The sequence below is a fragment of the Thainema salinarum CENA647 genome (genome assembly GCF_057732415.1).
In genome coordinates this window covers 2,632,161-2,652,812 of record NZ_JBYJZJ010000022.1, presented here as the reverse complement: position 1 = coordinate 2,652,812, position 20,652 = coordinate 2,632,161, and the positions used below count along the sequence as shown (strand labels likewise).

General features: G+C 52.2%; 16 protein-coding genes. 9 read left to right on the top strand and 7 right to left on the bottom strand.

The window, feature by feature from the left end:
- The first annotated feature begins 49 nt into the window (after nt 1–49).
- The 3 genes from AC286M_RS18565 (at nt 50) to AC286M_RS18555 (ending at nt 5,960) form a co-directional block, all read left to right on the top strand.
- On the top strand, nt 50–1,342 hold the full coding sequence (locus AC286M_RS18565) for a Glu/Leu/Phe/Val family dehydrogenase (protein ID WP_488205802.1): 1,293 nt from the start codon (nt 50–52) through the stop codon (nt 1,340–1,342).
- Nucleotides 1,343–1,695: 353 nt separating this feature from the next.
- A complete protein-coding gene (locus AC286M_RS18560; protein WP_488205801.1) occupies nt 1,696–3,252 on the top strand; it encodes a BamA/TamA family outer membrane protein in 1,557 nt (518 codons plus the stop codon).
- A 209-nt stretch (nt 3,253–3,461) separates the two neighbouring features.
- Entirely contained in the window at nt 3,462–5,960 is a 2,499-nt protein-coding gene (locus AC286M_RS18555; RefSeq protein WP_488205800.1) for a CPBP family glutamic-type intramembrane protease, read from the top strand.
- Nucleotides 5,961–6,371: 411 nt separating this feature from the next.
- On the opposite strand, the gene AC286M_RS18550 is transcribed toward AC286M_RS18555, so the two are convergent.
- On the bottom strand, nt 6,372–8,423 hold the full coding sequence (locus tag AC286M_RS18550) for a hypothetical protein (RefSeq protein ID WP_488205799.1): 2,052 nt from the start codon (nt 8,421–8,423) through the stop codon (nt 6,372–6,374).
- A gap of 405 nt (nt 8,424–8,828) precedes the next feature.
- Between AC286M_RS18550 and AC286M_RS18545 the strand changes: the two genes are divergently transcribed.
- From AC286M_RS18545 to AC286M_RS18535, 3 genes are all read left to right on the top strand, one after another.
- Nucleotides 8,829–10,268: a tetratricopeptide repeat protein gene (locus tag AC286M_RS18545; RefSeq protein WP_488205798.1), complete on the top strand. Its 1,440-nt coding sequence runs from the start codon at nt 8,829–8,831 to the stop codon at nt 10,266–10,268.
- Nucleotides 10,268–11,698: a CHAT domain-containing protein gene (locus tag AC286M_RS18540; RefSeq protein ID WP_488205797.1), complete on the top strand. Its 1,431-nt coding sequence runs from the start codon at nt 10,268–10,270 to the stop codon at nt 11,696–11,698. The genes AC286M_RS18545 and AC286M_RS18540 overlap by 1 nt, the downstream gene beginning before the upstream one ends.
- Nucleotides 11,699–11,807: 109 nt before the next feature.
- Nucleotides 11,808–13,028 (top strand): pentapeptide repeat-containing protein, encoded by a 1,221-nt coding sequence (locus tag AC286M_RS18535; protein ID WP_488205796.1) that lies wholly within the window; start codon nt 11,808–11,810, stop codon nt 13,026–13,028.
- Nucleotides 13,029–13,294: 266 nt separating this feature from the next.
- Here the strand turns inward: AC286M_RS18535 and AC286M_RS18530 are convergent, their stop codons facing one another.
- From AC286M_RS18530 to apcA, 3 genes are all read right to left on the bottom strand, one after another.
- Nucleotides 13,295–13,501 (bottom strand): rod-capping linker protein CpcD domain-containing protein, encoded by a 207-nt coding sequence (locus AC286M_RS18530; RefSeq protein WP_488205795.1) that lies wholly within the window; start codon nt 13,499–13,501, stop codon nt 13,295–13,297.
- Nucleotides 13,502–13,821: 320 nt separating this feature from the next.
- On the bottom strand, nt 13,822–14,307 hold the full coding sequence (apcB, locus tag AC286M_RS18525; protein WP_488205794.1) for an allophycocyanin subunit beta: 486 nt from the start codon (nt 14,305–14,307) through the stop codon (nt 13,822–13,824).
- 63 nt (nt 14,308–14,370) lie between these two features.
- On the bottom strand, nt 14,371–14,856 hold the full coding sequence (apcA, locus tag AC286M_RS18520; RefSeq protein WP_488205793.1) for an allophycocyanin subunit alpha: 486 nt from the start codon (nt 14,854–14,856) through the stop codon (nt 14,371–14,373).
- A 436-nt stretch (nt 14,857–15,292) separates the two neighbouring features.
- Here apcA and AC286M_RS18515 point away from each other — a divergent pair, with 436 nt between their 5' ends.
- Nucleotides 15,293–16,525 (top strand): BaiN/RdsA family NAD(P)/FAD-dependent oxidoreductase, encoded by a 1,233-nt coding sequence (locus tag AC286M_RS18515; protein ID WP_488205792.1) that lies wholly within the window; start codon nt 15,293–15,295, stop codon nt 16,523–16,525.
- A 33-nt stretch (nt 16,526–16,558) separates the two neighbouring features.
- Here the strand turns inward: AC286M_RS18515 and AC286M_RS18510 are convergent, their stop codons facing one another.
- Nucleotides 16,559–17,314: a HEAT repeat domain-containing protein gene (locus tag AC286M_RS18510; protein WP_488205791.1), complete on the bottom strand. Its 756-nt coding sequence runs from the start codon at nt 17,312–17,314 to the stop codon at nt 16,559–16,561.
- A 454-nt stretch (nt 17,315–17,768) separates the two neighbouring features.
- Here AC286M_RS18510 and AC286M_RS18505 point away from each other — a divergent pair, with 454 nt between their 5' ends.
- Nucleotides 17,769–17,969, top strand: coding sequence for a hypothetical protein (locus AC286M_RS18505; RefSeq protein WP_488205790.1), 201 nt, complete (start codon nt 17,769–17,771; stop codon nt 17,967–17,969).
- Here the strand turns inward: AC286M_RS18505 and AC286M_RS18500 are convergent.
- Together AC286M_RS18500 and AC286M_RS18495 are read right to left on the bottom strand one after the other, a co-directional pair.
- A complete protein-coding gene (locus tag AC286M_RS18500; protein ID WP_488205789.1) occupies nt 17,940–18,452 on the bottom strand; it encodes a GNAT family N-acetyltransferase in 513 nt (170 codons plus the stop codon). The genes AC286M_RS18505 and AC286M_RS18500 overlap by 30 nt on opposite strands.
- Entirely contained in the window at nt 18,452–18,682 is a 231-nt protein-coding gene (locus AC286M_RS18495; RefSeq protein ID WP_488205788.1) for a DUF8624 family small hydrophobic protein, read from the bottom strand. The genes AC286M_RS18500 and AC286M_RS18495 overlap by 1 nt, the downstream gene beginning before the upstream one ends.
- 158 nt (nt 18,683–18,840) lie before the next feature.
- On the opposite strand from AC286M_RS18495, the gene AC286M_RS18490 reads away from it, so the two are divergent.
- The gene (locus tag AC286M_RS18490) at nt 18,841–20,604 is read left to right on the top strand and encodes a CHASE domain-containing sensor histidine kinase (RefSeq protein ID WP_488205787.1); all 1,764 of its coding nucleotides are present in this window, start codon (nt 18,841–18,843) and stop codon (nt 20,602–20,604) included.
- Nucleotides 20,605–20,652: the final 48 nt, after the last annotated feature.

The following is a 20,652-nucleotide window of genomic DNA, read 5'->3' as shown; positions in this document are numbered from 1 at the left end:
AACATTCAAACTATTTGATCAACTGTGATCAAAAAGGATGGAAATTCCTATGAGCAGTTCGCTTTTATCTGATGCCAGTCAACGCCTAGAACGCGCTTTAAAATATGTCCGCATTTCTGAAGATACGATTGAGCGCTTAAAGCATCCCAAGGCGAGTTTGCGAGTTTCGATTCCAGTGCGGATGGATGATGGGTCGCTACGCACGTTTCAAGGCTATCGGGTTCGCTACGATGATACCCGTGGGCCAGCCAAAGGTGGCATCCGTTTCCATCCTGATGTCAGTATGGATGAGGTGCAGTCTCTCGCCTTTTGGATGACGTTCAAGTGTGCCGTGCTCAATATTCCCTTCGGCGGCGGCAAGGGCGGCGTCACGGTCAATCCCAAGGAGCTATCCCAGTTTGAGCTAGAGCGGCTGAGCCGAGGATATATTGATGCGATCGCAGATTTCATTGGTCCCGATCGCGATATCCCCGCACCGGATGTTTACACGAATCCGATGATTATGGGCTGGATGATGGATCAGTACAGCATTATCCAGCGGCAACTAGTGCCAGCGGTGATTACCGGTAAACCGTTATCAATGGGCGGCAGCGAAGGCCGCGAAACGGCGACGGCAATGGGTGCATTCTTTGTCATTCGCACCATGATGGAAAAACTAAACCGTCGGCCTGCTGATACGACCGTAGCGATTCAGGGCTTCGGCAATGCAGGTGGCTATTTGGCTCGGCTACTGTTTGAGGCGGGCTATCAGATTGTGGCGGTGAGCGATTCCCAGGGCGGCATCTACCGACCGCAGGGACTCGACATTCCCAGCATTTGGCAGTTCAAGCAGTCCAGCCGCAGTGTCAAAGCCGTTTACTGTAAAGGCACCGTCTGCAACATCGTGGAGCATCAGGTGATCACTAACGAGGAGCTACTGGAGCTGGACGTAGACATCCTGATTCCGGCGGCACTGGAGAACCAGATCACCACTGAAAATATGGACAAGATCCGGGCCAAGTACGTCTTTGAGGTTGCCAACGGCCCTACCGTTTCCGCTGCAGATGATGTGCTACAGGCCAAGGGAATTCAGGTGTTTCCCGATATCCTGGTCAATGCTGGCGGCGTCACGGTCAGCTATCTGGAATGGGTACAGAACCGGACGGGCCTCTACTGGTCTGCCGAAGAAGTGCATCAGCACCTAGAGAAAAAGATGGTGGCGGAGGCAAATAATATTTGGAATATTGCCCAAGAGTTAAATACCTCTATGCGAACCGCTGCTTATATTCTGGCTCTGCGGCGGCTGGGTGAAGCGCTAGATGCTAAAGGCACCCGCGATTACTTTATGAACGGCATCAGTTAGGTTTTAATCTGCTTCTCAGACTCTAAAGAGGATGATTGCCGATGTAGTACGTCGGCAATCATCCTCTTGTTTCTAATCGTTAGCTGTAATGACACATGTAATATTTTCATCACTCTTGATACGTGTCGATCAGCGATCGCAGATACGGCACTCAATGGCTGGATCTGCAATGCAAAGTTGGGGGAGTCCCGATGGTAGAAATGGCTCTGTCCACTGTTATAGCCCAAGAGATTTTTAAGGGCAGATTCGATTACCACCAACGCAACAGAAATTCTTAACGCCGCGTCATCGCAATTATTCCATTTGGCAGTATCATAAACGCGAATTATGACGAGTTGAAGGGTGCAAAGGCGATGAAACAACTGGGCTGGCAAGATAGGCAACGTTCAACTGCGACTGCAACTGCGACTGCAACTGCGATCGCAACTGCGATCGCAACTGCAACTGCGACTACAACTGCAACTGCGATCGCACTTTTCGCCAGTACCCTCAGCATCACCCCACCAAGCTGGGGGCAAACAGCTCCAGACGCAACCATCGAGCTTCCCTCACCTCCCACCGTTACCGATAGCCCATTGCCTCCAACCAACACTGTCCCCTGGGATACCAACTGGGGCGCACCTCCTCCTGTCCCTTTACCTAGCACTGCCGCACCAACCGCACCATCGACTTCTTCACCATCAACTTCTCCCCAAACCATCCGCGCCATCGACTTTCTTCCCCCCGAACGGACTGAAGCCGCGCCCGCACCTGTTGCTCAGCAGCCTGCTAGCGCTCAGCCCAGTCCTCGCTACAAGCCCAAAGGTTTATCGTTTTATATCGGCACGCGCGTGCCCAACCCCACGGCAGCCCAGGGGCCAACGCGCATTCCTGTCACCCGTTCCAGTTCCGATATGCGAGCCGAAACGAATGTTACCGTAGGCGCTCAGTATGTGTTTAACGATCGGGAACGGATCGCAACCGAAATCCGGGGTGGCCCTACGGTGCTAGGGCTGTACTTTGGTTATTTGCAACTGGATGAAACGTCTCGTACGGGCTGGGGCTTCAATGGATTTAATCAGCGATCGCAGTCGATTGCATTGGAAGGCGGCGATCCGGAGGTTGATTTGCCGGGTGACAATGAGCCGTGGGTGCATCGCGCGGGTGGCGGCATCCAGGGCTATTTCCCCGTGAATCAGGTCGATGCGTCGATTGGGGTGAACTATCAAAATGTTTCGGTGCGGGACGATATTTTTGCGTCGGGACTGGAACCTGTAGACGAACGGGGTAATCCGCTCACCCTCAGCGACAGCGGCGAAGACGATTTGCTGACGGTCAACTTTGCCAGCCAGTACGACACCCGCAACGATATCAATCAGCCAACCACAGGCAGCCGCCTCCGCTTCGGGGTGGATCAGTCGATTCCAATTGGCGATGCCGAGATCGCCATGACTCGTTTAAGCGGCAGCGCCACCCAGTTTCTGCCGCTGAACGGGCTGAGCTTAACAGATGATCCGGATGTGCTGGTGCTGAATGTGCAGGGTGGTCATATCTTTGGCGATGCGCCGTTTTACGAATCCTTCAGCCTGGGTGGAGCGAACTCAGTCCGAGGCTACAGTCGCGGCGAAGTTGGCACGGGACGCAGCTATCTCCAGGCAACGGCAGAGTATCGCTTTCCGATTTCGGATCTACTGATCTTTGACAAAGATATTGACCTAGGCGGCTTGCTGTTTGTGGACTACGGCACGACGCTGGATTCACAGGATAATGTATTTGGACAACCCGGAATTGTGCGCGGCAAACCCGGTGATGGTTTCGGTTTTGGCGGCGGCCTGCGCGCGCGTTTCGCTGAGATTGTGGGCAGGCTAGAGTTTGGGATCAGCGATGATGGGGATGCCAATGTGTACTTTGTGCTGGGGGAGAGGTTTTAGAGGCAAGTGGGGCGAGAGGAGTGACATCAAATCTGTGTATAAGAACCCAATTTAGTTGTTGTGAAAGCTTGGCTAGGCCAAGCTTTCACAACAACTAAATTGGGTTTTAACCAGACTTCGTATGAGTAAGGGGTAAATAGATAAGGTAGTCGATGGGTAGATAGGGTAGGAGGATCGATGGGTAGGAGGATCGATGGGTAGGAGGATCGATGGGTAAAAGGATCGATGGGGCGGGGCGTAGGTGGCGGCGCAAATGGGTGTTGGCGCTGGTTGCGATCGCATCTCTAATCCTCATTCTTGTCTTTTGGCCGCGTCCGTCTGATCCACCGACTGCACAGGTGTCAAAATATGAGATCGCGCTGGAGTCGCCGTTTAATCAGCCAGAGCATTATCCTACTCAGCAAGCGGTGGATCGGTCGCTCTATCGGCCAGTGGGGGACTGGGTAGGACGGCTGATCTTGCCCAGTGAGGCTGAGGTGCAGCAGCCGGAAGCGCTGAGGGACTGGGTGTGGCTGGAGGTTTATCAGGCTCCGGATGCGGATTGGATTGGGCAGCGGGTACGGCTGGAATGGAGTTCCGACCCAGCAATTCAGGATTATGTCAGTACCGTCACGCGCGGCATTCAGTTCACTGAAGATACCATTGAAAATCAGCTCAAGGGTAGCGTTCATCCCACGCGGCTCAACGGCTGGGCGCAGGTTGGCCCACTGCAATCGCTAGCGGGTGCCCGCTCGATTGACGATGTGATTGTGTCGCTGGCCGCAGTCACGGTTGGGCCTGCTGAGAACGCGCCTGTCACGCTTCAAATTGGCGCAATGCCTACGCAGGTGCCGGAACGGTTCTATGGTCTAGTGCAGGTCATTGGCTCAGCGAACAATTATCCTCGGCCTGAACGCTGCCCCGGTCGTCAGCCCTGCCCCAGCGACTACATGCGGGTACGCCACTATAATCCCGCTTCTAGCGCGTTCGATGGTCGAGAAGAAATCGTTCGGATTCCCCAAGTTTTACCGACTCCAGACGGTATCTTTCAATCCACGCCGCGCCAGCTAGCCGAATCTCCGGCAGGTGAAGCAGGCTGGTACATCTACGGTGCAGCGGATCAGCAGGGCGTCTTTACGGTACGTGCGATCGCACCGCGTCGTCTGTTCCAGCTCCAGCCGCAAAGCACCATCACAGAACCGGAAGCGGCGCTCAATTACATCAATTTTGGTAACTGGCGCGACACGCCGGAGCGCAAAGGCACGATTCAGTCGGTCTTGCTCGATGTTGATGCGAGTACCGAGCAGAGTATAGACTGGCAAATCGGCGATCGCGCATTGGTCATGCACCTGTTTGGCGGCATCGGTGGGCAAAACGCGGAAACGCCGCCTGTGTTTGGCACGGTGTCCGGCCATTTTGCCTATGGCGTAGCCGAGGTGCGCCGCGATCCATTTACCCAGGAGCCACGGCTAGAGGTGGTCTATGACCAGGTGTATTCCCACAATCCCAATGGGATTATTGCAGGTCGGCTGAGCTGGGCGGAATACACGGGAAGCCTACAGCGCGGTTGGCTGGGGACGCGTCCCATTTCCGATGTGCTGATTAAACTGCCTGCCTTGACCAAAGACTATCAGTTTGGCGAGATTACCCTGTCACCCTTTGCTGAACTTCAGCGGCAGTTGGCAATTATGATGGCTCGCTATCGCACGGGCGACGGCACGGGAGCGGCAATTGTTACCCCAGCTCAGTCCTGCATCCAGGATTCCAGTCAGGCAGTTTACAAAACAATTAAGCAAATTGAGCAACGGCTCCAGAATACGCCCGCAATTCAGCAGTGGTTAGCAGAGCATCCCGACGATCCGCAAACCCAGCGATTTCAGCAGCTTTTGGCCCTGGGGCAAACCCTGGCCCGCGAGCTAGTGCCGCTGGCGATTGTCCGGCCCGACTGGCAGCAAAACGCCGAAATCCTAGCCGGAATCGATACCAATGCTCAGTTTGAAACCGATACCAATCTAATCACGGAACTTCTGAGCTGGCGCACGGTGATTCCGCGCGTGGCTCATGACCAAGTTGCCATGATTATGCTGAACTATCAGGCCGAACTGTGGTTTCTCCGCACCAATCAGGTCGGTGGCTGGGATGCTAGCATCATGCCGCTTGCACCCACAGAGCTATTCGGTCAGTTCTTTATCATTCCCACCGCGTTCTCCCGCATCATTGAGAGCCTCAAGTGGCCGACCCTGACCGACTGGGGATTTGCGATCGCAGTTCTCCTCCTCTATGCCTGTATTGCCCTCCCGCAGGGACTTAGGCAGGGATTTCTACGCTACTGTCCACCCGCCGAACTGGGACTTTCGATTCCCCAGCAGCTTAAACTCATGCTGCTGCTGTTCCTGATGCCTGCGCTCCTGGAAGAGTTGGTCATGCGGGTACTACTGCTGCCGCATCCCACGGAAGGCGTTTTGCCACAAACCTGGTTAATCTGGTCAGTGATTAGTCTGGTGATTTTTGTGGTGTATCATCCGCTAAACGCACTGACGTTCTATCCAGCGGGCAACCCTACGTTCTTTCAGCCCATCTTCTTGGTGCTGAGCGGTTTACTCGGCCTGGTCTGTACCGTTATTTACCTGCAAACCGGATCGCTATGGCTAATTGCGATCGCACATTGGCTCGTCGTGGTCATTTGGATCCTCTGGCTAGGGGGCTATCAGAAGATGCGTAAAGAATAAAAAAATCCAGATTCTTGTAGAGGGCGAATGGCCATTCGCCCTCTATATAACCGTTGCCGCCTTATATCAAGTCTGGTTGAAAACCCATGATTTATAGCGGTTCTAGATAAGAAAGAGAGAGGAGAGTGCCTCATGATGAGGCACTCTCCTCTCTCTTTTAACTGGAATCACTATATTTTTGTGAAACGCTTGCTCCGCAAGCGTTTCACAAAAAATATTAACCCTGCACGTACAGCGGCCCGGATGCCACAACGGGGAAACTTTCTGGGGGCTGCACAATACGCCGCGAGAGGCGCTGTAGTTCCTCAGTAGGCTGCGCAGGGGGTGCAGGTTCCGGCTGAGCTGATGACTCCGTGCTAACAGGCGGAGCATATACAGGCGCAGGCTGTGACTCGCTCGGCCGTCCCTGAATTACAGGCGGCGGTGGCTGCTTCGGGGGGCAGGTTCCGTTGGCACAGCCACGGAAGGGGCTGCAGGTGACGGTGCCATTGTCGGACGTACTTCTGGTACAGGATTGGAACGCGGCTGTTCAATCTGCACCTGGTCGCCTGGCTTCAGCGGTATGTTTTCCGCTCCGTTCTCGTCGGTAAAGGAGTCAGACCAAGCCGGTTCAGATGTGGTGCCAATTGAGTTGGAGTTACGTGAGTTCGAGTTGCGTGATGATCGCGATTCTCGATTGCGATTCGAAGCTGGCGCAGACTCGGCGGATTCAGGACTGGCCACCTCTGGCTCAGCTACTGAGAAATTATCTGCTTCATTAACTCTTGCGGCTTCTGCGGCGGCTTCGGCAGCTCGCTGCCGTTCTCGCTCCTCGGTCAGATAAATTTGATATTCCCAATCTTCAATGGCTGACTGAGCTTTTTCATAAAGCGCCCGATCCGGTTGAATCTGGCTAGCAACGGTAATTGCCTGTGACCACTGATTCTTCCGCGCTAGCGCTGTAGCCTTGGTCAGAATTGGCTGATCTTCGATCGTCTGAATCTGCACCCGCCATTCGGCGATCAGCGTTTGAGCTTCAATCCGTAACGCCCGACCCAGATCAATCTGACTTGCTTCTGCGATCGCAGATTGCAGGGCTTTGGGCGTGTAGGCTTTCGCCAGTCGCCGAGCTGTCACTAAGTGATGCCGATCTTCCTGGCGCTCAATTTCGTCACTCCAGTAAGCCGCTAAGGTTTGCGCCTGCTGCCGTCGCTGATGTTCGGGCGGAATCAGCTGAGCATGAGCCATTGCAGTTTCATAAGCTGCTGGAGTGCCAACCGTGGCGACCGCTTGGGCAATCTGGAGCTGGGAGAGATCCTGAAGCTGCACAATCCAGCTCTGCAAACTGCTCTGGGCCTGCGGGAAAAACTGGCTGTCGGATTTAATTTGGCTGGCAATGGCGATCGCTTTAATTAACTGCCAGCTATCATCGGGCTTGGCGGCCCAAGTCGAGAGACTGCGGCCTGCTTCTCGACGCGATTCACTCAGCCACTGGAGATTTTGCGCTTCCTTCGCAAACTTTTGATTCAGCGCGACCCGCTTACTGAGTGCGATCGCACTGTCAAACTTTTCGTCATACCAGCGCTGTAAACCCACTTTCAGCAGCGTTTCGCTCCACTGGTCAAACGTGGACTGGCCTTCCTGCCAAGTATAGGTGCTGGGATCAATGCTGCTGAAGATCGTCATGGCCTGGCTCATGCCTTGAGGGCTGTAGTCTTCTGCGGCCTTTAATGCCTGCATAAACTGCCGATGGGCTTGCTGCTCCACCAGTACCTGGCTAGATAATGCTGTCGTTTGCTGACTGTTCCAGAAGCGGTGATCCAGTTCAGATAGTTGAGCGATGAAGGTATTGGCAGCTTCCCAATTCTTTTGCTTAATGGCTGCTTGAGCCTGGTCATAAATAGCCTGCCCCTGATTCTTAATGCCTTGCCACTCAGCGATTGTAGCCTCGGCATCATTATAGGCCGGACTGGAATCAGGAATGCGCTCCGCTAGTGCGATCGCACCTTCAAAATCGCCCTGATTCATCCGATCCTGCGCCACATCCAGAATTGATTCCGACCAGTCCCCCAGCCAGGTGCGCGATTCTTGATAAAGGGGATGCTCAGTTGTCCAGTTTTCAACCAGTTCCAGACCCGCAATCAGCTCATTCAAGTCACCGGACTGCGCCGCCATCTGGGCACACTGCAAGCGTTCGCGATCTGAGGATAAAGAGGTAATCTTCTGACAGTCAGCGGCAGGTGGCAGCGAAACGAGCCATACGACTGCGCCAATCGTGACCGCACCCGCTGCGCCACAAATCATCGCGGCTGACAAAAACCAGCCCAGCGTTTTGCGGGGTGGCAGTGCCGATTGAGTCAAGTCCAGCACGCTTTCTACTGCCGACTTCAAGGCCGAGGGCTGCTCCATCTGCATTTCTCCAGATGAATGAGATGGTTGAGAAAGCTCTGGATTATTCGGTTGATCAGATCGGGCTTCTGTCATCGCTCTACTCCTCTTCCACCGTCTTAATTTGCGGTAATACAACACGCTTGCACGTCTCGCGAATCACCGATCCCGTGAACGTTCCGCCGCCTTAATGGTATACGCGAATCTGAGATTGCGATCATTGAGAGACTTTACATTTTTCGATTTGTTGACATCTTCATCTCAATCAACGCGAGATCAGCAAAAACGGGCTGATTTAAGCAAATTAATTTAGGAAAATCTAAATCAACGTTAGGCATCAACACCTCTAAAATGTGGTTAACACTGCGGTTACTGTGCGATTCAATATGCAATTCGATATGTGATTCGATATGCGATCGCACCTTTTACGCCCCTCATCTCAGATTTCCTGAATGACTAGAGACTTGCCTCACCTCACCTTTCGCCAATCCAATTACTGCCATGTCCCCCAAGCGTTTTCTGCGATTTGTCGTTCTACTGTTGGTTACGGCTGGCCTGTGCATCGTTAGCCCGCCCACAGTTGCCAGCCTGTCAAACCGTTTGCCTAATCCAGCGGCATCCAACTCCGTGATACAAGCGCAAAATACGCTGGAGCAGCAGGTTCAAGCTGGGCGAGATCGTTATGTAGCTGAACAGTACAGCCAGGCAGCAGAACTCTGGCAACAGGCCGCCGCTGATTATGCAGCCCAGGGCGACACCATCAATCAGGCAATGACGTTGAGTAATTTGGGTTTAGCCTATCTAAAGTTAGGAGACTATCCTGCCGCTCGTGATGCGATCGCAACAAGTTTAGAACTGTTAACCTCATCGCCAGCCAAGGACTACAGTCAGCGGGTACAGGCTCAAGCGCTCAGTGCGCAGGCACAACTGCAGATGGCGCAGGGTCAGCCAGAAGTCGCCTTAGATACGCTGGAGCAGGCCGCTGAGCACTATCAAACGATTGGCGATGAAGCAGGGGTGATTCGCAGTCAATTGAATCAGGCGCAAATTCTGCAAGTGCAGGGGCTATATCGCAATGCGCTGGCGCTCACCGCAACTATTCAGGACAGCTTGCAAAACCAGCCCAATTCATCACTAAAAGTCAGCGGCCTGCGCCAGCTGGGCAACTTGCAGCGGCTGGTGGGCAGTTTGGCAGATGCGCAAACGTCGCTGCAGCAAAGCCTGCAAGTGGCTCAAGGAATTAATGCTCCGGCTGATATTAGTGCGTCTTTGCTGAGCTTGGGCAATATTGCCGACTCAACTGGCTCTCCAGATGCGGCGATTAACTACTATCAGCAGGCTGCCGACACTGCGCCCACCCCCACGCTGCGACTGCAAGCCTTGATTAACCAGTTTGGCTTACAGGTTGATCAGCGCCACTGGCCTGAGGCTCAAGCACTCATCGCGCCGATACAGGCTGAATTGCCCGCTCTAGCCCCAAGTCGCACCCATATTTATCTCCAGATCAATTTTGCTCAGAGTCTGCTAAAGGCTCTGCAGGATGGACAGCCTTTAGTATCATCAGATGCGATCGCAACTATTCTATCCACCGCAATCGATCAGGCGAAAACCATCGAAGATGCTCGCGCCGAGTCCTACGGATTGGGCTACTTGGGACAGCTCTATCAGCTCACGGGTCAGCTGGCGGAAGCTGCCGAGCTGACGGAACAAGCCTACAATCTGGCTCAGGCGATTAACGCTAGCTCAATTGTCTACCAGTGGCAGTGGCAGTTAGGCCAAATTCTCAATGCCCAAAGCAATACTGAACGGGCAATTCAAGCCTATTCTCAGGCCATTCAAACGCTACAAGATCTGCGCAGCGACTTAGTCGCAGTCAACCCAGAGGTGCGCTTCTCATTTTCTCATTTCGGGAAGGTGTTGAGCCGATCTATCGTGAACTAGTGGGCCTGCTGCTGAAAGACGACGATCAAGCAGAACTACCCCAGGAGAACTTACTCCAGGCCCGCAATGTGATCGAATCGCTCCAGGTCGCCGAGCTGGTCAACTTCTTCCGCGCCGACTGTGTTGTCACCAGCGCCGTTCAGATCGATCAAATTGATACACAAGCCGCTGTGATTTATCCGATTATTCTGCCGGATCGATTAGAAGTGGTGCTAAGTTTGCCAGATCAACCTCTGTCGCATCATACAGTGCAGGTTTCTCAGACCGAGGTGCAGCAAACGCTGGATGATTTGCGCACCGCAGTTGCCATCGGCTACGTGTCTCCATCTCAAAGTATCGCTGCTGCCACTCCATCAACAGATGCAACAGATTCTGCTGATCCAGTTGATGAATCTGAGAGTAGTGATGAGAGTAGCGATGAAGCGGGTGATGAAACCGATGATGAGACCGATGACGAGGATACAACAGTAGCGTATAACCCACAAGCTGCGATCGCACGCCGGATTAGTCGGGGCGACCGAGGTCTGGGAATCATTGGCCTGAATGAAATTATTGATGATGAAACGATTGGCATTAGCGCTAGCATTCGAGAAGTTGACTATCTGCCCCTGGCCAAACAGGTCTATAGCTGGCTGATTGAACCCTTAGCGGATCGGCTAGCCGCGACTGAAACTGAAACCCTGGTCTTTGTTCTAGATGGCGCACTGCGGAATGTGCCGATGTCGGTGCTGTACGACGAAGTGGCTGAGCAGCACCTAATTGAAAAGTACGCCATTGCCCTCACCCCTGGTCTACAGCTATTTGATCCCAAGCCGCTGGCCGAGCGCCGCATCCAGGCCATCGTGGGTGGCTTAACCGAATCGCGTCAGGGTTTCAGCGCTCTACCTGCCGTTGCTCAGGAGGTTGAAACGATTGAATCCGAAGTTCCCAGCGAGATTTTGCTCAATGATGCATTTCAAAAAGAACAGCTTGAGGATGAGGTGATTTCGCTCAACTTTCCGGTGGTGCATCTAGCGACACATGGTCAATTTAGTTCTGATTTAGAAGAAACGTTTATCCTCACCTGGGACGACCGAATCAATGCCAACGAGTTAAGCAGTCTATTACAAACAACCGAACTGAATCAGAATGAAGCCATCGAACTTTTGATTCTCAGCGCTTGTGAAACGGCTGCGGGCGACGACCGCGCCGCCCTAGGATTAGCAGGGGTAGCGGTGCGTTCTGGTGCGCGCAGTACCCTGGCAACGCTTTGGCAGGTCAACGATGCTGGCACCTCAAAGCTGATGGGCGAAGTTTATCGACGGCTCGGCGATGCCAATTTGACCAAAGCGGAAGTCCTACAACAGGCTCAACTGAGTCTGTTACAGGACGACGAATATGCCCATCCATTTTTCTGGGCCCCGTTCGTATTGCTCGGCAACTGGCTCTAAATCTGGCATTGCTGATTAACAATTAGTTTTAGGCTCGTAAATTTTCGAAATGCTCATGATCAGCTCTGTAGGTTTCTTCAAGCCCCATGTAATCTGTTAGAAACCAATCATGAGTACGCAGCCCCCCCATACTCAACCGATTCCACCCCGCTATTCAGATCAGCCACCTGTTTCACCCCCTGATGGAAATGCGCGATCGCAGTTTCCCTCTCCTGACAGCACCATCCCGCCCGCAGCCAATCCCAACCAAGACCCAGCCAATCCATCGGCCACACCCGCAAACGCTGATCAATACTATTGGCAGCACTGGCCCGAAGTCCAAGCTCAATTTTTACAGCAGCAGCTAGTGGATGCCGTTGAGCGATCGGAAAAATTTGCCAAGCATCTCGATCAGCAGGTGAAATTTTTCAAAGCTGGATTTGGTATCCTCGCCGTTGTGTTCACTGCATTTTTCACCTATCTGCAAATTCGGCAAATTTTTCTCGATGGCCGCGAAAATCGTCGCACCAGTCGCCAAGATGCCTGGGAGTTAATCCACTCGGTTATTTCCAATGGCAACGAAACCAGTGCGGGCCTAACCTTTGCCATTGAAACACTCACTCAGCAGTGCGAGTCGCTGTCCGGCCTGGAACTCAAGAACCGCTATTTACCGGAAATCAAGTTTGTTCCACCGTCAGATAATTCCGTCAGCAGTGGCCTTGAGCAAATTGGTCACGTATTTGGTGTCCGCCCTGAGCGTGACTGTTCTGAGCGGGAGCAGGTTGATCTCAGAGGCATCAACCTCACAGGGTCTACATTATTCGAAGCTACGTTTCGTGAAGCCGATCTGCAAGGTGCTAATTTCCAGGCGGCTAAGCTTCACGGCACTGTCTTTACAGCTGTTGACCTGCGAGAAAGCAATTTTCAAGATGCTCAGTTGAATCAGGTGCAGTTCCAGGCGGCTGATTTAGAGGGTTCTAATCTATCGCGAGCAATGCTGCCGGGTGCCCAGTTTTTAGTTGACGCCAGTGATAAGGCAGATTTCAAATCGCAGCTATCCAATTTAAACGGCGCGAATTTCCAAAATGCTAAGCTGTGCGAATTTCCAGCAGGTAGCGATCCGCGAACCATGACAGTCGAACAACATCAGGAGCATTGCGCCGACTTGCGCCAAACTCGAAATCTGGCATTTGATCAGATTCAACAAGCTCAAGACTGGCAATATGCGCTCTACAACTCTATTACCTGCGAACAGTTTAGAACGCAAGGCATGACCGAAGAGACTACACCCGTGAGCTGCCAACCGATGCGATCGCAATCTGCCAACCTTACCAATCCTGAATTCAACTAGAAAGAGTCCAAAATCATTTTTTGTGAACGTTATAGCGGTTCTAGATAAGAACGAAAGAGCAGAGTGCCTCAGGATGAGGCACTCTGCTCTTTCGTTCTCTCACTCTTAACTGGAATTACTATAATCACTGGTTTTTACAAGCGGAATTGGTATGAGTAGCGCGACCTCGTAGAAACGGTATAAACCCGCAAAAAAAGAGAGGTTATCTCTAACCTCTCCTCTACACATGCGTATCCAATCTGATCAAAGGCATCATTGTTAGGAATTTAGCTGCCAACACCAGCATTCATTCCAGGCTTGCCGGTAGCCAACTCAACCTTCACGATCTTGCCACCCATTTTCTGGATGCGCTGTTGCTCCTTAAACCAGTTGCCATAAGGAACAAGCTTGGTGAAATAGGTGTTCTGCAACTCACGCTGGGTTCGGATGCGAGTTTGGCTTGGGACGCAAGCTGTAACCTTGAACATGCGCATAGCGAAAGATCTCCTAATGCAAGGCAAAAAAGTTTAGATATCAAAAGCCGCCGCTTATCACCAAATTGAACCGATTCAATTCTCAATCACGTTAAGTCTCAACCATGAAGTGAGAAGACGATAGCCAGCGAAAATCACTCTTTAAGAATTTTCTGTAGATAGACGAAGGGCTAAGCACCGATGAAAATGCCAGACTACTGTAACTCATCAGCCCTGGAGGACAAGCTAAACAGCACTCTAACACTCACTCCGGCCAGCTTAGCCCTTTCATATCTAACTAACTTGTGAGTGCGGCAAGTCAGTTAACTGCTGTGACTCAACTAGCTCAAGCCAGAGCAGATGTAGTCGAAGTAAACACCCATTTCCTTACCAGCATCAGCACCAACCAAGCTAGCGGTTACTTCCTTCATTGCTTGGATAGCCTGAACGGTAGCAGAAACAGGTACACCTAGGGAGTTGTAGGTTTCCTTCAGGCCGTTGAGTACGCGCTCATCGAGGATAGAAGGATCGCCAGCCAACATTGCGTAGGTGGAATAGCGCAGGTAGTAGTCGAGGTCGCGGATGCAAGCAGCATAGCGACGGGTGGTGTACATGTTACCACCGGGACGGGTGATATCAGAGTACAACAAGGACTTAGCAACTGCTTCCTTAACGATGCCAGCTGCGTTAGCGCTGATGGTGGTAGCTGCACGAACGCGCAGTTCACCGCTAGCGAAGTAAGCCTTTAGCTTCTCCATTGCGGAGCCGTCAAGGTACTTACCTTGAACGTCAGAAGAGTTGATTACAGAAGTAATAGCGTCTTGCATTGTATCGCTTCCTTAAATGACTTAGTTTCAGCAGAATTTCGTGTTGTTAATGGGCAACAACGTTTACTGCATCGCACCGATTACGTAGTCGAAGTAAGAACCAGCTTCAGATGCGTCTTCACCAGACAGCATGGAAGCAGCAACGTTCTTCATCGCACGAACAGCTTCTGCAACAGCAGGAATTGGGGTGCCCAAGGAGTTGTACATTTCCTTCACACCAACCAAACCGATTTCTTCGATCGGGGTTACATCACCGGAGACGATTCCATAGGTGATCAGACGTAGGTAGTAATCCATGTCGCGGAGGCAGGTGGCGGTCATTTCTTCGCCATATGCGTTTCCACCAGGAGATACAACGTCAGGACGCTTTTGGAACAGTTGATCACCAGCTTGCTTAACGATGCGCTCGCGGGAATCGGTCAGAACTTGAGCGATGCGTAGACGACGCTCGCCAGAGGTAACAAAACCCTTGATGCGATCTAGCTCACCGGGGCTGAGATAGCGAGCCTCAGCGTCGGCATTCACGATAGACTTCGTGACAATACTCATTGATGGATTCCTCCAGTAAGAAAATATAACCAGAAGTATTTAGAACTGGTGTTCGCGGCCAGACGATAAAACACCACCGAAACAAATTCTTGTAGTGATGGTGTCTGCCTGGTTAAACTCGGGTACTTTTAGCAGGCTTTGTAGTTTCTGGAATCCTTGATTTAGGAGTCCAGGCTCAGCTACCTTCCGGAAACATTTTCAGGGATGAAGTTCACAATCTTAGGCATCCTGCAATATATCGTAATAATTTTCCTCAGAAATGGGGGACAGTGAGGGGTGGGAGGGTAGGTGAGGGAGTAAGGGAACAAGGGGGCTGTAGAGGTCTGTAGAGGGTTGGTTGTCGAGAGAGTCGAGGGAGTAGGAGGACAGAAAAGCAGAGGGGGAATGGAATGGTGAGGGAGCCAGCGATTGGGATGTAGTGTTAGGAGTGAGAACGATGCGGGTTGGCATAATTGGGGGTGGTGCGGCGGGATTTTTTGGTGCGATCGCATGTGCCGAAATGTATCCTGAGGCAACCGTTACGCTGTTTGAAGCTGGGCAGCGGCCATTGGTGAAAGTGCTAATTTCGGGTGGAGGGCGCTGCAACGTGACCCACGCTTGTTTTGAGCCGGCGGCGCTGGTACAGAACTATCCCAGGGGTGGAAAGGCTCTGCGGGGGGCACTGACGCGCTTTCAGCCACGAGACACGGTGCAGTGGTTTGAGCGGCGGGGGGTGCGACTCAAGGTGGAAGCGGATGGGCGCATGTTTCCAGTGACGGATGATTCGGCCACGATTGCCAATTGCCTGACGCAAGCGGCGATGCAGGCTGGGGTGAAGTTACGAACGCAGGCTGCAGTGGCGGCGATTGAGCGAAACGGTGACGATTTTTTGCTCCGGCTGCGGTCGGGGCAGGTGGTGACGTGCGATCGCATCCTGATTGCGACGGGCAGCAATCCCCGCGGCTACCAGTTCGCTCAATCGCTGGGACATACAATTCAGCCGCCCGTGCCGTCGCTGTTCACGTTCAACATTGCCGATCCGAAGTTGCGAGAACTGGCTGGCATCGCGATTGAACCCGTTGAGGTCAAACTGAGCATCCCCAGCCAAAAGTCTAAGCAGAAGCCGCTACAGCAGTCAGGAGCGGTTCTAATCACCCATTGGGGACTGAGTGGGCCTGCTATCTTAAAACTCTCGGCCTGGGGTGCACGGGTACTGCATGATCAGCGTTACCAAGCTCAGCTCAGTGTGAACTGGTTGCCCGAGCAGAATCCAGAGCAACTGCGGCAGGTGCTGATGGAGGCAAAAGTCCAAATGGCGAAACGTGCGATCGCAAATCACTGCCCGGTTGATCTGCCGCGTCGGTTCTGGCGCTATATTCTCAGCCGCGCCGAGATCGATCCGCAGCAAAATTGGGCGGAGCAGTCCAAAAAAGCGATTAATCGCCTTGTGCAAGAACTTAGTCAGGGACAGTTCCAAATTCAGGGCAAGGGTGTGTTCAAAGACGAATTTGTCACTTGCGGTGGCGTGAGTCTGAAGGAAGTTGATTTTAAAACTATGCAGAGCCGTCTCTGCCCAGGACTATATTTCGCAGGCGAAGTCTTGGATATCGACGGCGTGACGGGTGGATTTAATTTTCAGTCGGCTTGGACAACGGGCTGGATTTCGGGGCAATCAATGGGATGTCCCTAAAAAGCTATAAGGTGCATCCGCGCAGCAATGCACCTAAATCAGCCCATCTAGTTCGATTTCTTCAATCACCTGTAAGCCGCGCGGATCGCCCAATTTCAGCATCGCCGCCCGAGCATCTTCCTTGACGCCCAGGTCCTCATCTTCAGCAAAGGATTCAATCAGCGCGTCCACTGCCGTGGCATAGACTACGTTCGACGGTAATTCGCGACAGAGTTGACCAATTGACCAGGCACAGTTACTCCGTACTGCCGGAATGGGATCTTGTCGTAGAGCCTCAATCAGCGGCGGCATGGCAGCCAAAATGGCATCAAAGCCAACCTCGGCCATCTGAGCCAGCGCACTGGCGGCCCACAGGCGCACAGCAGAAATATCGGTTTTGAGTGCATCGATCAGCGGAGCGAGCGATCGCAGATCGCGACAGTTACCTAGTGCCCACACCAAACCCTTACGCACGTAGCCGTTCCAGTCCCGATTAAGCTGCGTAATAATCGAATCCACCGCGTCTGGACTGGGATTACGGCCCAGCGCATAGGCAGCACTGACCCGCACCAGCGGACAGCCATCTTGGAGCAACCGAACCAGTTCAGGAATGGCCCGAGCATCCTGTAATTCGCAAAAAGCCCGAGCAGCCAACATTCGCTGCTGCGTCTCCTCAGACTTCAGCAACGGCAACATCTGCTCCGGCGTTGGTTTCGGAACATCTGCCTCCGCATCTAGCGGTTCTAGCCGATCAAGCGGACTTTCATAATCGGCGGTTTCTAATGCAATTAGATCGTCGTCGTCATACATACTGTCACTTTACAGCACGAATTCGTTTCCCTAAAAGTCTTCTGACTTAAATCTTGTGCCTGATCAACTCAGACCTCCATCAGATCCCGAACATATCTTTTGCTGCCCAATTGTGACGGCAAAAAATACTCCCGGTTTGATTGCCAAATTTGAGTGCTTAAAATTGACCTGAATATTGCAATGCTGATTGAGTCAAGCGTAAATACATTCTGTGTAAATACATTCTGTAATTCGTTCTGCAATGAATGAAACCCTACGTATCTCAACGCATCAGCAGATTAAGCACGTTACGGAGATTGGATTGATCGTCGCAGCAATTATCACGATATTTAAAGCAATGATCTGTTTCTTTGCGAAACTGAGCGATACGTTACGCAGAACTCGATTGTAGTGCAAATATCAATACTAGATGACAGAGAGCATAAAAATCCTCTTTTTTTATTGGAGACGGCTTATGCTTTACGCAAAATACCATACAGCACAGCCTCATATGGAGCATGGTTCTGAGCGAGGCGCGATCGCAGATTTAGATCTGGATGCACGCCGCATTTTTGCTCGGAGTGGAATTGATTTTTCGAATGTGCCCACTTCTCAGCGGCAGCGAATTGCCATGCGCCTCAACGGATTATTGCAACAGTTTCGTCATCCAAATTGAGCTTGGCTGATATCCCAAACGGCGATAGAGCTGCAGCGCTGTTTGGTTGGTTTGAAAGACTTGTAGCCCCAGCTCATTAAAACCCTGTTGCTTAGCCCACTGTTCACCCTGATGCATCAGCGCCGTTCCAATTCCTTGCCGCCGCGCATTTGGCGCAACATAGAGTAAAAACGTGTAAGCCTGCCGATACCCAGTGATTTGATTAACGGCTTGCCCCATCCATAGACAGGCAACAGGCGCGAATTTCGAGCGAGTATGGGGTAAACCGAGTGAGACATCCGAGGAACCCAGCTCAGCGGGTTGAACCCACCACAGTGGTGTTTCAGAGCTGAAATGCTGATCAACCGTTTGCGCCAAGTGGCTGATATCAGCGTCTGGATTTAGCTCACGATAGGTGCGCTGCATAAACTTAACCAGCAGTGCCCGATCCAAACCCGATCCGGTTCGCATCTGATATCCCGAAACCGGAAACGGTACGCTCATCAAGCTGTGCCTAGATCCTGCGGCAGTCCCTTAACCAGCACATAAATATCCGGTATCTCAGTTGTTACTTGGGCAGTTGGATCAGACGGCATTGTCTGATCCATTTCTTCTATTGGGGCCGGAGCCATCATGTCACTCGGCAGAAAAATTCTGGCGCTGACAGCAATCATGGCGATAAAAAAGACGAGGATGATAAAAAATGGGGCGATGTAGGCGCGAAAAATCTGCATAAGTTTTGTAAAGCTCTTTTCTCATTTTATCGCGTCTGGCCTGAGTTGATGCACTGATTTTGACGCATTTTGATGCCTAGAATACAGGTAAACGCGGCTTCATGCGATAGAGCTAAAGAACCGTACTTCCTCATCCACGGTTCTGGCAATCTTCGGGCATGGCTCAATCGTCTCATCGTCACGCATGGATCTTAGGCATCACGATTGGAGTCGGGGTGAGCCTATCTGCGATCGCGACTTTATTTGTCCATCGTTGGGAACTGTCGCAGCAGCAAAACCGCTTTCAGCAGCAAATTGAGAATTTGGCCATTGCCCTCCAGCGCAGCCTCAATCGCTATACCGACGTGCTGGTGTTTTTGGGTGATCACTACGGTGTAAGTCAGGGGCAGGTAGAGCGCCAGGACTTTGAGCAGTTTGTGCTGAGATCGCTGAATACCTATCCCGGCATTCAGGCTTTGGAATGGGCACCGTTAGTACCGCAGTCCGAACGCAGTGCGTTTGAGCAAACAATTCAAACCGAGGGCTTTCCAAAATTTCAAATTACTGAACTCACCGACGATGATCGTCTCGTGCCTGCGGGTGAGCGCCCTGCCTATATTCCCGTCACCTACGTTGCGCCGCTGGACGGAAACGAAGCCGCGCTGGGGTTTGATCTCAACTCCAGTTCTGCTCGTGTTGCGGCCATTGAACCCGCCAGAGATAGCGGCAGCGTTCAGGCCACAGGCCGGATTCGCCTGGTACAAGAACAGCGGAATCAATACGGCTTTCTTGTCGTTCTGCCGCTGTATCAAACTGCCGATATTCCAGCAGATCAGGCCACCCGGCAGGCGCAGTTCGATGGAGTCTTACTCGGTGTGTTCCGCGTCTCAGATGTGGTGGAAGAAGCGCTACAGGACTTGAGCGTTGAAATTGACTTTGTTCTTTCTGACCAAAACGCTACGGCTGATCAGCAGTTTCTGGGCCGCTACGATGCCGAGCGGCAAGCGGTTATGGCTGTAGAGGAGGATACGAGTGGAAAGAATGTGCGATCGCAGTTTTTCTGTCGAAGGCCAATCGCCTGCACCCGCACACTGGAGATTGGACAGCGGCAGTGGCTGGTTCAATTTGCTCCGGCTGCCAATTATCCGCTCACCGCTAGCTACGGCACGTGGATTACACTACTGACCGGATTGCTGCTGACGGGGGGTTTGGCCCTATTTTTGCAGAACTTGCAGAATGAACTGCTGCGAACTCAGGCTCTAAACGACCTGAAGCAGCGGTTTTTCTCAATGGCTTCCCATGAACTGCGTACACCCCTCAGCACAATTTTGCTCTCAGCCGAATTGCTCCAGGTTAACGATGGTCAGCCTGATCAGCTTTCTGACACTCAGACGCGAACCAATATTCAGCGCATTCATCTAACGGCCCAGCAGATGAGCCAGCAGATTACTGATTTGCTGACGCTGACGCGGGCTGAGGCGGGCAAATTAGAGTTCAACCCAGAGCTGTTGGACATCTCTGTCTATTGTCAGCAGGTGCTTGATCATGTTCAAGCCGGAATTAAGCAGCCCATTGTATTTAGCCACCCCAATCAGCCAATTAAAGCGTTTTGGGATAAAAAGTTGGTGCGATCGCTCTTGGGCAATTTGCTCTCCAATGCCGCTAAATATTCGCCGGATGACACATCGATTCAGGTCAATCTCAGTAGTGATGGTCAAGTTGCGATGTTAACAATCTGCGATCGCGGTATTGGTATTCCGGCTGCTGATTTGCCCCATATTCAAGCGGCCTTTCAACGAGCCAGTAATGTGGGTGACATTGCTGGTACGGGCCTAGGACTGGCCATCGTTGACGCTTGCGTCGCTCTGCATAGCGGCAATTGGCACATTGATAGTACTGAAGAAAAGGGCACTACGGTCACGGTCAATCTGCCCCTAGAATAATATCAAGTCCGTATAGTATGAACCCAGTTTATTTTCTGCAAAATGCTC

Excerpts from the sequence above, each read along its gene's own strand:
- AC286M_RS18550 (WP_488205799.1), bottom strand. The coding sequence starts at position 8,423 with ATGACAGAAGCCCGATCTGATCAACCGAATAATCCAGAGCTTTCTCAA.
- AC286M_RS18560 (WP_488205801.1), top strand. The coding sequence starts at position 1,696 with ATGAAACAACTGGGCTGGCAAGATAGGCAACGTTCAACTGCGACTGCA.
- AC286M_RS18505 (WP_488205790.1), top strand. The coding sequence starts at position 17,769 with ATGCTTTACGCAAAATACCATACAGCACAGCCTCATATGGAGCATGGT.
- AC286M_RS18510 (WP_488205791.1), bottom strand. The coding sequence starts at position 17,314 with ATGTATGACGACGACGATCTAATTGCATTAGAAACCGCCGATTATGAA.
- AC286M_RS18530 (WP_488205795.1), bottom strand. The coding sequence starts at position 13,501 with ATGCGCATGTTCAAGGTTACAGCTTGCGTCCCAAGCCAAACTCGCATC.
- AC286M_RS18555 (WP_488205800.1), top strand. The coding sequence starts at position 3,462 with ATGGGTAAAAGGATCGATGGGGCGGGGCGTAGGTGGCGGCGCAAATGG.
- AC286M_RS18545 (WP_488205798.1), top strand. The coding sequence starts at position 8,829 with ATGTCCCCCAAGCGTTTTCTGCGATTTGTCGTTCTACTGTTGGTTACG.
- AC286M_RS18490 (WP_488205787.1), top strand. The coding sequence starts at position 18,841 with ATGGCTCAATCGTCTCATCGTCACGCATGGATCTTAGGCATCACGATT.
- AC286M_RS18500 (WP_488205789.1), bottom strand. The coding sequence starts at position 18,452 with ATGAGCGTACCGTTTCCGGTTTCGGGATATCAGATGCGAACCGGATCG.
- AC286M_RS18535 (WP_488205796.1), top strand. The coding sequence starts at position 11,808 with ATGAGTACGCAGCCCCCCCATACTCAACCGATTCCACCCCGCTATTCA.
- apcB (WP_488205794.1), bottom strand. The coding sequence starts at position 14,307 with ATGCAAGACGCTATTACTTCTGTAATCAACTCTTCTGACGTTCAAGGT.
- AC286M_RS18565 (WP_488205802.1), top strand. The coding sequence starts at position 50 with ATGAGCAGTTCGCTTTTATCTGATGCCAGTCAACGCCTAGAACGCGCT.
- AC286M_RS18515 (WP_488205792.1), top strand. The coding sequence starts at position 15,293 with ATGCGGGTTGGCATAATTGGGGGTGGTGCGGCGGGATTTTTTGGTGCG.
- AC286M_RS18495 (WP_488205788.1), bottom strand. The coding sequence starts at position 18,682 with ATGCAGATTTTTCGCGCCTACATCGCCCCATTTTTTATCATCCTCGTC.
- apcA (WP_488205793.1), bottom strand. The coding sequence starts at position 14,856 with ATGAGTATTGTCACGAAGTCTATCGTGAATGCCGACGCTGAGGCTCGC.